Origin of the sequence: Spirillospora sp. CA-108201 (genome assembly GCF_050936235.1) — a bacterium.
GTDB lineage: Bacteria > Actinomycetota > Actinomycetes > Streptosporangiales > Streptosporangiaceae > Spirillospora.
This window is the reverse complement of record NZ_JBNJNE010000001.1, coordinates 5,978,533-5,990,493: the sequence shown is the minus strand read 5'-3', so window position 1 is coordinate 5,990,493 and position 11,961 is coordinate 5,978,533. Positions and strand designations below refer to the sequence as shown.

The 11,961-nt window shown below is 74.0% G+C and carries 11 protein-coding genes; 3 read left to right on the top strand and 8 right to left on the bottom strand.

From position 1 onward, the window contains the following. Together ACQEU6_RS28820 and ACQEU6_RS28815 are read right to left on the bottom strand one after the other, a co-directional pair. On the bottom strand, positions 1–696 hold the full coding sequence (locus ACQEU6_RS28820) for a response regulator transcription factor (RefSeq protein ID WP_499336190.1): 696 nt from the start codon (positions 694–696) through the stop codon (positions 1–3). Positions 697–865: 169 nt separating this feature from the next. After that, complete coding sequence (locus ACQEU6_RS28815) at positions 866–1,924, bottom strand: helix-turn-helix transcriptional regulator (RefSeq protein WP_499336189.1); 1,059 nt, start codon at positions 1,922–1,924, stop codon at positions 866–868. 253 nt (positions 1,925–2,177) lie between these two features. Between ACQEU6_RS28815 and ACQEU6_RS28810 the strand changes: the two genes are divergently transcribed. Then, positions 2,178–2,609 (top strand): hypothetical protein, encoded by a 432-nt coding sequence (locus ACQEU6_RS28810; protein ID WP_499336188.1) that lies wholly within the window; start codon positions 2,178–2,180, stop codon positions 2,607–2,609. 146 nt (positions 2,610–2,755) lie between these two features. Here the strand turns inward: ACQEU6_RS28810 and ACQEU6_RS28805 are convergent, their stop codons facing one another. From ACQEU6_RS28805 to ACQEU6_RS28785, 5 genes are all read right to left on the bottom strand, one after another. Then, the gene (locus tag ACQEU6_RS28805; RefSeq protein WP_499336187.1) at positions 2,756–3,247 is read right to left on the bottom strand and encodes a S26 family signal peptidase; all 492 of its coding nucleotides are present in this window, start codon (positions 3,245–3,247) and stop codon (positions 2,756–2,758) included. Then, the gene (locus ACQEU6_RS28800) at positions 3,244–5,079 is read right to left on the bottom strand and encodes an ABC transporter ATP-binding protein (protein WP_499336186.1); all 1,836 of its coding nucleotides are present in this window, start codon (positions 5,077–5,079) and stop codon (positions 3,244–3,246) included. Before ACQEU6_RS28800 ends, ACQEU6_RS28805 begins: the two co-directional genes overlap by 4 nt. Positions 5,080–5,110: 31 nt before the next feature. Next, on the bottom strand, positions 5,111–5,623 hold the full coding sequence (locus tag ACQEU6_RS28795) for a TlpA disulfide reductase family protein (RefSeq protein WP_499336185.1): 513 nt from the start codon (positions 5,621–5,623) through the stop codon (positions 5,111–5,113). Continuing rightward, entirely contained in the window at positions 5,623–6,129 is a 507-nt protein-coding gene (locus ACQEU6_RS28790) for a MauE/DoxX family redox-associated membrane protein (RefSeq protein WP_499336184.1), read from the bottom strand. The genes ACQEU6_RS28795 and ACQEU6_RS28790 overlap by 1 nt, the downstream gene beginning before the upstream one ends. Positions 6,130–6,195: 66 nt before the next feature. Then, entirely contained in the window at positions 6,196–6,357 is a 162-nt protein-coding gene (locus ACQEU6_RS28785; RefSeq protein ID WP_499336183.1) for a hypothetical protein, read from the bottom strand. A 343-nt stretch (positions 6,358–6,700) separates the two neighbouring features. On the opposite strand from ACQEU6_RS28785, the gene ACQEU6_RS28780 reads away from it, so the two are divergent. Beyond that, positions 6,701–8,485, top strand: a complete 1,785-nt coding sequence (locus ACQEU6_RS28780; protein ID WP_499336182.1) for an alpha/beta hydrolase — start codon at positions 6,701–6,703, stop codon at positions 8,483–8,485. Positions 8,486–8,580: 95 nt separating this feature from the next. On the opposite strand, the gene ACQEU6_RS28775 is transcribed toward ACQEU6_RS28780, so the two are convergent. Further along, positions 8,581–9,138: a dihydrofolate reductase family protein gene (locus ACQEU6_RS28775; protein WP_499336181.1), complete on the bottom strand. Its 558-nt coding sequence runs from the start codon at positions 9,136–9,138 to the stop codon at positions 8,581–8,583. Positions 9,139–9,279: 141 nt separating this feature from the next. On the opposite strand from ACQEU6_RS28775, the gene ACQEU6_RS28770 reads away from it, so the two are divergent. Continuing rightward, the gene (locus ACQEU6_RS28770; protein WP_499336180.1) at positions 9,280–11,961 is read left to right on the top strand and encodes an ATP-binding protein; all 2,682 of its coding nucleotides are present in this window, start codon (positions 9,280–9,282) and stop codon (positions 11,959–11,961) included.

The following is an 11,961-nucleotide window of genomic DNA, read 5'->3' as shown; positions in this document are numbered from 1 at the left end:
CTACTCGTGAGGGCCGTCGGTGCGACCGGGGTCGGTGCCGGTGTCGATCCGGTAGCCGACGCCGGGCACCGTGGCGATGAGCCACGGTTCGCCGAGCCGTTTGCGCAGGGCGGAGACGGTGATGCGGACCGCGTTGGTGAACGGGTCGGCATTGGCGTCCCAGGCCCGCTCCAGGAGCTCCTCGGCGCTGACGACCCCGCCTTCGGCGCCGACGAGGACTTCGAGCACGGCGAACTGCTTGCGGGTGAGCGCCACGTAGCGCCCGTCGCGGAAGACCTCCCGGCGGAAGGGGTCCACCCGCAGGCCCGCGATCTCGCGGACCGGGGGCCGGGCGTGCGCGCGCCTGCGGTCCAGCGCCCGCAGCCGCATGACGAGCTCCCGGAGCTCGAACGGCTTGGTGAGGTAGTCGTCGGCCCCGAGCGCGAACCCCGAGGCCTTGTCGTCGATCCGGTCGGCGGCGGTGAGCATGAGGATCGGGATGCCGCTGCCGGAGGCGACGATCCGCCGGGCGACCTCGTCGCCGGACGGGCCGGGGATGTCACGGTCCAGGACCGCCAGGTCGTAGGAGTTGACGCCGAGCAGCTCCAGGGCGGTGTCGCCGTCGCCGGCGATGTCCGCGGCGATCGCCTCCAGCCGCAGACCGTCACGGACCGCCTCGGCCAGATAGGGCTCGTCCTCCACGACCAGCACGCGCATGCCCGAAGCTTAGACAGCACGACATATCGCCGGCGTATGCGAACCGCCACTCTGCGCAGAACGGCATCACCGGGCTCACAGGCCGCGCGGGCTCGCCCCCCGCGCGGCGCGGCCGCCTTCAGCGCGAGCGGCGTCCACCAGGTCTTCCAGAGGAACTCCTGCGGCCTTTTCAGCCGAGGAACCGGGCGAGGAGTTCCTCGCGCGCGCAGACGCCGGACTTGCGGTAGATCGACTTGAAGTGGTCGTTGACGGTGTGTGGCGACACCCCCAGGCGCCGGGCGATCTGTTTGGTGGCCATGCCCTGGAGCACATGGCCGACGATCGCGCTCTCCCTGGGGGACAGGCCATGCCACAGCGCCATCGCCGGCAGCAGATCGGTGCCGGTGGCCGGTTGGATCGTCACCGCCACCGCACCCGGTTCCGCGCTGGTCATGGGCTGGGCGCGCATGACGATCCATCCGCGCCGCGTGGGGACGCGGGTCAGGCAGGGTGCTCCCGCCCCGCGCGCCGCCTGGGTGAGGTTCCAGACGGTGCTCTCCAGCGGCGCGTGCGGCTCGACGAGCGCGCCGGGGGACACGGTCGCCGGAACGGTCCCCAGCTCGTCGATCCAGTCGCGCGCGGACGGGGTGGCGGCCACGACCGTCTCGTCGGCTCCGACGACGAGCACGCCCGGCGGCCGGTCCAGACCGCTGGGTTTCAGCGGCCCGCCGGACACGTAGCGCTTCATCGCGGCGACGACGTCCCGGCCGAGCCGCTGGGCGTGCGCCGCCTCGAACGCCGTGAAGGGCCGGCTCCCCCGTGCGCGCACCAGAACCAGGCCGCCCCAGGTGACCCTCGCGCCGACCAGCGCGACCCGCAACTCGCTGCCGACGCCCTCACCGGCCATCACCGCGCGCATCGAGGGACCGCGGCAGGGCCCAGGGCTGTCGGTGTTGAGCACCATCGCACGGTGCGGGCCGCCGGCCAGCGTTTCGAAGGCGACGGGAGGGTCTTCTTCCGACGGGTCGCCCAGAGTCAGCCGGCGGGCGGCCGCGGGGCTGTAACCGTGCTCCCTGGCGAGAAAGGACCCGGCGCCGGTGACCGGGTCCACCGCCGCGAGCATGTACCCGTCGTGCGGCACCACCCGCCCGACCCACTGTGAGATCGCCGTGCCCAGCTCCGCGTTGGTGGCGGCCTCTGCCGCAGCCCCGATCAGGGCGGAGCGGGGCCCGCTCGCCACCCCGGTCACCCGGCCAGTATCACCTGACGGCCGAACCGTATCCCCTCCCCACCGGTCCGCCTCTCCCGCAGGTGGCAGGGACGTCACCGTCACGACGGGGCAGGGCCGGGTCCAGCTCACCGGCAAGCCTGAACAAAACGACACAAGCCCGGCGGAAGCAGTCGGCGCATCACGTCAACCCCCTCGGTCGAGGGGGTACTGCGACGGTCCGCCCGGGGCGAGCGTGGCTGGTGCACGGAGTCCTCATCGAACAGGAGACATCATGATCACCAAGCTCACCGCCACCGCCCTCGCCCTCGCCGTCGGGGCGGGCGGCCTGGCCCTGTCCCCCGGCCCCGCCCTGGCCGCGTCCGCGGCGCCGGCCTCCGCGCCGAGCAGGGTGCTCGCCGCACCCTCCTTCAACGCGAGCGGCGTCTACCAGCTCTTCCAGAGCAACGGGGCCGCGCCGCGGGTCAACGTGACCCAGGACGCCGGCGGCAGGCTCTTCGGGAGCGCGTCCTTCAGCGACACGGTCGGGACGATCGAGGAAGGAGCGGTGGAGGGCACCGGCATCTCCTTCACCATCGGATGGTCCAACGGATCCCGGGGACGCTACGTCGGCTCGCTGGGCTCCGACAGGCGCCTGACGGGCACGACCTTCGACCTGACCCATCCCTCCAGCCAGGCGACCTGGTTCACCGACCGGACCTTCTGAGCCCGGTACCGGGCGACACGGGTCCCGGACGAACCAAAGCACCGACCAGGGGCCTGCCGGGTCTGCGAAGTGGTGGACCAGAGCCCATCCCGCCCGGTAGGCCAGCTGGTGTCAGGGCCGGTGGAAGGCCCGTGGGGGACGCGTGGTCAGCGGGTCGGGAGGTTGCGGACGGCCACGCCGATGAACTGGTCGGCGCGGACGAAACCGTAGTCGCGGGAGTCCCAGCTGGTGGCCGCGTTGTCGCCCAGCACGACGAGGGCGCCCGGCGGCACGGTCGTCTCCCGCGTCTCCCGCAGGCACGGCACCCGGTCCACCGGGACGGGATCACCGGCGACGGCGATCGCCCGCTTGACGAGCAGGACCCCGTCCGGGTGGACCCGCAGGACCGGAATCTCCTCGTCCGGGGCGGGGTCCGCGTCCGGGGGCGGCGCGTCCAGCGTCGGCGGCTGGATCCGCACCACCACGATCTGGCCCGCGCGCACCCGCCGGGTCCGCCGGACGAGGAGCCGGTCGCCGGAGCGGAGCGCCGGTTCCATGCTGGGCCCGTCGACCGTGGCGACCAGGTACCGCAGGCGCACCCACACGGTGGGGGCGCCGACCGCCAGGAGCACGCCCGCCGCGGCGGCGAGCCACGTCATCCGATGCCCTCGGAGGGCTGCGGGGCCTCCTGGTATCCGGCCGCCTGGAGGCGGAACAGGCGGGCGTAGTGGCCGTCCGCCGCCAGCAGCGTCTCGTGGGTGCCGAGCTCGGCCACGCGGCCTTCGTCGAGGATCGCGATGAGGCCGGCGTCCCGGACGGCGCTGAGCCGATGCGAGATCAGCAGGCTGGTCCGGCCGGACCGGTGGAGGCGCATCTGGGCGTGGACCTGGTGCTCGGCCTCGGGGTCGAGGCCGGAGCTGGGCTCGTCCAGGATCATCAGGTCCCGGCCGTCGCGGACGAAGGCGCGGGCCAGCGCGAGGCGCTGCCACTGGCCGCCGGACAGCACCACCCCGGTCTCGGCGTCCTCCTTGTCGGCCTCCGAGAAGAACATCCGGGTCAGCAGGGTGTCGTAGCCGTGGGGAAGGCCGGCGAGCTTGTCGTGGATGCCCGCGCCGACGGCCGCGTCCTGGACCGCCTCCGGGCGGTCGAGCGCCCGGAGGTCGCCGACCGCGATGTTCTCCCTCGCGGTCATGTCGTAGTTCATGTGGTCCTGGAACACCGCGCTGATGCGCTCGCGCAGCGCGTGCGGCGGAATGTCCCGCAGGTCTACGCCGTCCCACAGGATCCGCCCGCGCGTCGGGTCGTACATGCGGCAGAGCAGTTTGACCAGCGTGCTCTTGCCCGCGCCGTTCAGGCCGACCAGCGCGACGGCCCAGCCGTGGGGGATCGTCAGGTCCACGCCGCGCAGGACCCAGGGATGGTCGTCGCTGTAGCGGAACCACACGTCCTGGAACTCGATGCCCCGCCGCAGTTCCGGGGCCTCGCCCGTCGCGGCGCTCGGCAGGTCCGGTTCCGCGCGGGTCACCGCGACGTAGTGCGTGAACACGAGCAGGCGGCCGTGGGCGACGGCGATGGAGGAGGTCAGCAGGGTCAGGGCGGTCTGGACGCCACCGACCGCGGCGACGAACATGGTGATGTCCCCGACGCCGAGCGTGCCGTGCCGTGCCGCCGTGATCGCCCACCACAGGCCGCCGCCCGCCACCGCGGCGCTCAGCGCGGTGAGGCCGCCCTGGACGGCCAGTTCGCGCCGGCTCATCCGCTGCTCGGCCCGGTTGCCGCGCCGGCGCTCGGACATCATCCGGGCGCGCAGGAAGGCGCCGATGCCGAACAGCCGGATCTCGGTGGCCGCCTCCACGTCCGTCAGCAGGCGGCTGTAGAAGAACTCGCGGCGGTGGGTCTGCTCGGTCGTCCACTGCATGGTCGCCCGGCTCCGCGACAGCAGGAGTTCGGCGATCAGCGCCGGTACGGCGGCCAGCAGCACCAGCCCCGTCATCTGCGGGCTGATCACCAGCAGCGAGGCGAGGAAGCCGATGAGGGACAGCGCGCCGCGCGCGGTGCCGCAGACGGCGTCGACCAGGACCCCGGCGCCGGCGGCCGCCTCCTGCGACAGGCGCAGCCGGTCCAGGAAGACCGGGTCCTCGAACCGGCGCAGCCCGACCTGGCGTTCGGTCGCGGCGAACAGCCGGTCGGTCGCGCGGACTCCGGCGGCCCGGCCGCCCTGGTCGCGCAGGTACTTGCCGATCCCGGGCAGGGCCGCGGCGGCCAGGCCCGCCGCCACCAGGGCGGCGGCCGGGCCCGCGACCGAACCCTGCGACGTCGCCAGCCGGTCGACGACCGTCTTCATCAGCCACGCGGTCACGACCGGCGCGGCGGCCTCGGCCAGGGTGGTCAGCAGGTAGCCGGACACGCCGCCGGGCGCCGACCGCCAGATGAGCGCGGACGCCTCGGCCCCGGCGGCGGCCACTCCGCGGACGGGGGGACGTCCGCTCACGCGCCCGCCCCCCGGTTCGTCTCCGGCATCGTCACGCCGGGGCTTCGAGGGGCAGGTCCTCCAGGCGCCCGCCCGTGGCCACCACGTGCCGCCCGCCGTCGACGATGTAGAGCGCCGGCGTCCAGGTGTTCTGGAAGGCGCCGCTCACGGCGCCGTCGTAGTCCTCGACGACGACGCGGACCGCCGGTGACAGGACCGCGACCAGCTCGGGATCCTCGCCGGTCACGACCGCGAGCCGGGGCAGCCCCGTCGTGAGCTCCGCGAAGCGGGGCGCCAGCTCGTGGCAGGGCGGGCAGTTCGCGGAGAAGAAGGCGACCAGGGCGGGGAGGTCCGCCTGGGAGACCGGCTCGCCCTCGGTGGTCGTCGCGGTGAAGTCGCCGATCTGCGAGCCGGGCCCGAGCGCCGTCGGCGGGCCCGCGTGGTCCCCGTGGCCCGGGTGCGCGGCGCCGTTCTCCCGCAGCCTGCGGATCAGGGTGAGCGTGAGGACGAGGTTGAACGCGGACAGCAGCCCGAGGAGGACGACGGCGGCGATGAGATAGGGCATCAGGGGTTCCTCGCGAACAGCTCGACGATGTCGTCGAGAAAGACGATCAGCACGGCTCCGGCCAGCCCGGCCGCGGCGGCCACCGCGATGCCGCCCGCGGGCGGCAGGCCGCCTGGGGCCAGGGCGCCGAGCACGGCGCAGGTGAGCAGCGCTCCGTTGCGGACGAGATGGCGCGGACCGAGCGGAACGCTGGACCGGCCGAAGCAGCGGCAGGCGGTGCGGCGTCCGCGCCGGACCGCGGCCGCGACGGCCGCGGTGAAGGCGGCCAGCAGCACGGCGGCCAGACCGAAGCCGAAGGGGGCGGTGACCGGCGCGATCAGCAGCGGCGGCACCAGTGCCTCAAGAGCGGTCGTGGTGATCGCCAGGAGCCGGGCGCGGCCGGGCCACGCGGGCACGAGCGCGGGAACGGATCTGGCGAAGCCGTCGAAGTCGCGAAGCTTGGAAACGGCCGACACGGCGAAGACCAGCCCGATCAGGCAGGCGCAGCCGATCCGCACGAGTTCCATGCGCACTCCTCACAGGACGACCCCTCGCGGGCGGCGGAGCACCGGCGCCCGCGAGGGGTCTCACGGCTATCCGCAGGCGCCGATCACCCAGGACTGGCAACCCTGGTCGAGGCAGCACATGCGCCGCATGTACAGGGTGCGGTAGCAGTAGTTGGTGTAGCTGCAGCCGGCGGACGCGGTGGCCTTGGGGGCCACGCGCTCCAGCAGGCGGTCGACGAGACGGCTCATGGTGTCTCCCCTCCCCGGCCGTGGGGCGGCCGTGGGCAGTGATCATGAAACGGACCAACCGGATTACAGCACACCAGGGGTCGCGATCCCATCAAAAAGATCGTTTTTGCCCCACGCTGTGTTCGGGTGAGGGGTGGGTGCGGGCGTCCTGCGGAGGAGAGGCCTTCCGTCCCGCCTGGCGGTACGCCCCCGGAGGCGAGCGTCAATCGGTCCTCGGGGTGATCTTCTGAAGCGGAGGTCGGGTCCGGCGGTGGATCACGGGGGCAGGCGGCGCATTCGAGAATCAGCGGACCAATCCGTGCGAATGCGCGGGAGAGGCATCGATCCCCACGAAGGGAACCTCATGCGTCTCGGACACAGGATTCTCGCGGCGGGCGTGGCCGGTGCGGCGCTCGTGCCGGCCTTGGCGGTCACCGCTCTGGCCGCCCCGGGCGACACGACGAGCCCGGTCGAGAAGGCGCGCGCCGACCGTGTGCCCGCTCCGAAGCTCGCCTGGTACAAGTGCTACGACTACGCCGAATGCGCGACCGTCCGGCTGCCCCTGGACTACGACGATCCGAAGGGCGCGACCACCGAGATCGCCCTCCTGCGGGTGAAGGCGCGCAACGCCGAGAAGCGGATCGGCAGCCTGTTCGTCAACCCGGGCGGACCCGGCGGCCAGGGCACCGCCCTCGCCTACCAGGCGCCCTACATCTTCGGGAAGGACGTCCTCGACCGCTTCGACGTCGTCGGCTTCGATCCGCGCGGCATCGGCTTCAGCTCCAACGTCGCGTGCTTCAAGTCCACCAGGGACCAGACGCTCGCGCTTTCGGGGATGGACGTGGCGTTCCCGGTCGGCGCGAAGCAGGAGGCCGCCTACGTCAAGTCGGCGAAGGCGGTCGGCAAGGGCTGCTCGACGACAGGGAAGAAGCTCGCGGGTGCGATGTCCACCGCCGAGGCGGCGCGCGACATGGACGTCCTGCGCCGTGCGGTCGGCGACAAGAAGCTGTCCTACCTGGGCTTCAGCTACGGCACGGCACTCGGGCAGTACTACGCGAACATGTTCCCCGACCGGCTGCGGGCCCTGGTCGTGGACGGCGTCCTCAACCCGGTCTCCTGGGCCGGCACCGCCAAGACCGCGAACCAGATCCTGGACGACCGCCTGCGGTCCGCCGACGGCGCCTACAAGGCGCTGAAGGAGATCCTCGTCCGCTGCGGCAAGGCGGGCAAGGCGAAATGCCAGTTCGCGGCCTACGGCGATCCCGTCAAGAACTTCGACGTCCTCGCCAAGCGGCTGAAGGCGAAGCCCGCCGACGTCGACGGCGAGAAGGTCACCTACGCCGACCTCGTCGGGGGCACGCTCGGCTCGCTGTACGACCCGAGCGGCTGGGAGTTCATCGACGCCACGATCACCGACCTGTGGAAGGCGACCTCGCCCGCATCGCCGGCGGCGCAGGCCGCCAGGGCGCGCAAGGCCCTCGCCTCCCGCATCGCGGCGCGCCGGGCCGAGGTCGAGCGGCGCAAGGAGGCCGCGGAGAAGGTCTCGGCCAAGGACTTCCCCTACGACAACGGCCTTGAGGCGTTCAGCGGTGTCACCTGCACCGACGGCCTGCACCCGAAGAAGGCGGGGAGCTGGCCCGCGCTGACGGCGGCGTCCGACAAGCGGGCGCCCTACTTCGGGCGCGCGTGGGGCTGGAGCAGCGTCCAGTGCGCTCGCGACGCCTGGAAGGTCCGCGACGAGGACGCCTACACCGGTCCCTTCAACCGGCGGACGAACGCCCCCGTCCTGTTCGTGGGGAACTACTACGACCCGGCCACGAACTACAACGACGCGGTCTCGTCCAGCAAGCTGCTGCCCAACAGCCGGCTGCTGTCCAGCAACAGCTGGGGGCACACCGCCTACGGCACGTCGGCGTGCGTGACGAAGGCGGTCGACGGCTACCTCGTCGGCGGGACGCTGCCGCCCGCGGGCAAGGTGTGCGTCGGCGACGTCCAGCCGTTCGTGGAGAGCGCCGGACCGGCGCCCGCGACCAGGGGGCCGGCGGACGCGAGCGCGATGGCGCCCCAGGCGGCCGCCGCAGGCGACGGCACGAAGCTGCCGCCGGTGGCGACGCGGGTGCCCTCCTCCATCCTGCTCGGAACGCGCTGACCCGAGCACCTGCGACGCCGGGCGGGCCCCACGGCCCGCCCGGCGTTCGGCGCACCGGCGGGCGTCGCGAGGGCGCGGCCGGTCCCGCGAGGTCGTCAGGTCTGGTCGGGTGAGGGCTTGAGCCGGTAGGACAGCAGCACGACGCCGGAGTCGAACGTCCGCGTCTCGATGACGTCGAACATGGCGCGGGTGTCCTGCTGGAAGAGCAGGCCGTCCTCGCCGGCCCTCCCGAGGAGGAACGGGTGGACCCAGAGCCGGAGTTCGTCGATCAGTCCGCGCCGCATCAGGGCGTGGGAGAGGCGGCCGAACCCGTACAGCAGGATGGTCCCGCCGGGCCGCTCCTTCAGGCGGGCGATCTCGCCGACCACGTCGCCGCCGATGACGACCGAGTTGTCCCAGTCGGCCTTGTCGAGGGTGGACGAGACGACGTACTTCGTCACCGCGTTCATCTTGTCGGTGTAGGGATCGCCGGATCGCCCCCTCCACACCGAGGCGAAACTGTCGTAGGTGTGCCGCCCCAGCAGGACGCCGTCGCATCCGAGCAGCAGCTCCGTCTGCGCGCCGGAGTCGCCGCCCCCGAGGGACGGCCAGTCCTGCGGGTCCTGGATGACGCCGTCGAGGGTGACGAACATGGAGTTGATGATGCGTCGCACGGGATTCTCCGATCCGGGAAGTACGCGTGGTCGCCCTATGCCCGCAAGTCTTCGCGAAGCGCCTGGCCATGGCATCCGTGCCGCCACGGAGACGGCACGGAACCCGCCACCGGAGTTCTCCGGATCCGCGAGACTGGCGTGATGGCCCCCCAGCGCCCGGTCCAGGTGTCCAAACGTGAGGCGGAGGTCCTCGCGGCGCTCGGCGAGCGGCTGTCGAACGTGCGGATCGCCGGCAGGCTCCACATCTCGGTGCGGACCGTCGAGAGCCACATCTCCTCGCTCCTGCGCAAGTACGGCGTGACCGACCGGTGGGAGCTGGCGGAGGAGGCGAGGCGCGGCACGCCCCCGCCGGGGCACATCGCCGGCCTGCCGGCCGCGCGGACCACGCTGGTCGGACGCGCCGACGAGATCGCGACCGTGCTCGCCCTGCTGGAGGGGGAGCGGCTGGTGACCCTCCTCGGCGCCGGCGGGATCGGCAAGACGCGGCTCGCGGCGGCGGCCGCCGAGGCCGCCGCGCCCGCGTTCCCGCTCGGCGGCGCGTTCGTCGACCTCGTGCCGGTCTCCGACGCGTTCGTCGCGCAGGCGGTGGCGTCCGCGCTCGGCGTGACGCAACGGCCGGGCCAGTCCCTGGAGGACGTCATCGCCCGCCGGCTCGCGAAGGGCCGGACGCTGCTGGTGCTCGACAACTGCGAGCACCTCCTCGACGCCGCGGCCGACTTCGTCGAGCGGCTGCTGTCGGCCTGCCCCACCGTGACCGTCCTCGCCACCGGACGCGAGCGCATCGGCGTGCCGGGCGAGCGGACCGTTCCCGTCCCGCCGCTTCCGGCGGACTCCGACGCCGGACGGCTCTTCCTGGACCGCGTCCTCGCGGCCGATCCGGGGTTCACCGCCGCCCGCGCGGACGTCGCCGAGATCTGCCGGCGCCTGGACGGGATGCCGCTGGCGATCGAGCTCGCGGCGGCGCGCGGCGCGTCGCTCGGGGCGACCGGGCTGCTGTCGGCGCTGGAGGACGTGCTGCGGCTGCTGACCGGAGGCCGCGGGCCGGTGGAGCGGCACCGGTCCCTGCGCGAGGTCGTCCGCTGGAGCCACGACCTGCTGACCGAGGACGAGAAGGAGCTGTTCGAGTGCCTCTCGGTGTTCGTCGGCGGGTTCGACCTGGCGGCCGCGGGCGCCGTCGCCGGTCTCGGCGCGGGCGCGGCCGCCGACCTGCTCGGGCGGCTGGCCGACAAGAGCCTCGTCGTCCGCGCCGCGGAGGGCCGGTGGCGCATGCTGGAGACGGTCCGCGCGTTCGGCGCGGAGCGGCTGGCCTCGGGCGCCGCGCGGGCGGCCGTCCGCGAGCGGCGCCTGCGGTGGGCGGCCGACACCGCCGCCGGGCTGGAGGACGCGCTGGACGGCGGGTGGCGCGCCCGCTTCGACGCCGTCGCCGACGACCTGCGCGCGGCGCTCGCCGGCGCGCCGCCCGGCCGGGCGGACGTGCCGCACCGCCTCGCCCGGTCCCTCGGGCATCTGACCTATGCCCGCCGGTTCCTCGCCGAGGCCCCCGGCCACTACCGGGAGGCGGCCCGGCGGGCGACGACCCCGGACGAGGCGGCGCTCGATCTGCGGGACGCCGCGGACGCCGCGCACGCCCTGATCGAGACCGGCCGGGCCTTCGACCTCCTGCTGGAGTCGGCGGAGCAGTTCCGCAGGGCGGGCGACGGCGACGGCGAGGCGGCCACCCTCGCCTTCGCCGTCGTGACCGCCGAGCGGCACCCCTCCGGTTTCGACGCCGAGATCCCCCAGGAGCGTCTGCGGGAGCTGCTGGCCCGGGCGCGCGCCGCCGGGAACCTCCGCGACCGGGTCGTGGCCGCGCACGTCGCCGCAGCCAGGGCGTGGAACCACGGCACCGAGAAGGTCACCCCGGACCCGTACCTGGCCGCGGCCGCGCTGGCCGCCGCCCGGTCCGCCGGCGACCCGGTCCTGCTGTCGGCCGCGCTGGACGGGTGCTGCATCGCCGCCCTGACCGCGGGCCGGTTCCGGGAGGCGCACCGGATCGCCGCCGAACGCGCGGGCCTGCTCCCGGCGATGCCGCGCGACGTCCCGTATCCCGCCCCGGAGATCACCGACACGTACCACATGGCCACGGCCTGCGCCGTCGCGGCCGGAGACCTGCGCGCGGCGCTGTCGGCGGCCCGGCTCGCCGCGTCCGACGACCTCGTCGGCGACCGCTCGCCGGTCGCGCTGAGCACCCTCGTCCAGGCGCTGGTCCTGAGGGGAGACCTGGACGAGGCGCTGTCCCACGAGGCCGCGCTGTGGGACGTCTGCGAGGACGCCGGGAGCCCGCTCGCCTGGACGGCGCCCTCGGTCGCCGCCGTCGCCCTGGCCCACGGGCTGATGGGCGACGAGGACGGTCTGCGGCTGTGGCGCGCCCGCGCGGAGCGGATCGCCGGCGACGTCCGGCCCCGCTACCTGGCCTCCTACGCGGCGTTCGTCGACGCGCGGACCGCCCTGCGGGCCGTCGGGTCCCGCGATGCTCCGGCCCTGGTGGAGCGGGCGTTCGCGGCCTTCCCGCCCCAGGACTGGTACCGGGGGTACGCCCGCGCGGCCGGGGCCGAACTCGCCGTCGCCGCCGGCCTGCCCGACGCTCCGGAACGCCTGGCCGCCGCGTCGGACGCCGCCTCGGAGAACGCGTGGGCCGCCGCCTGCCTGGCCCGCGCCTCCGGGCGCCTTCGCCGCGACGTCGGCGAGCTCGCGGGCTCGGCCCGGGCATGGGAACGCGTCGGTGCCCGCCACGAACAGGCCTGCACCCTCGAACTGGTCGAAGAGTTGCGCGCCCGCCGCTGA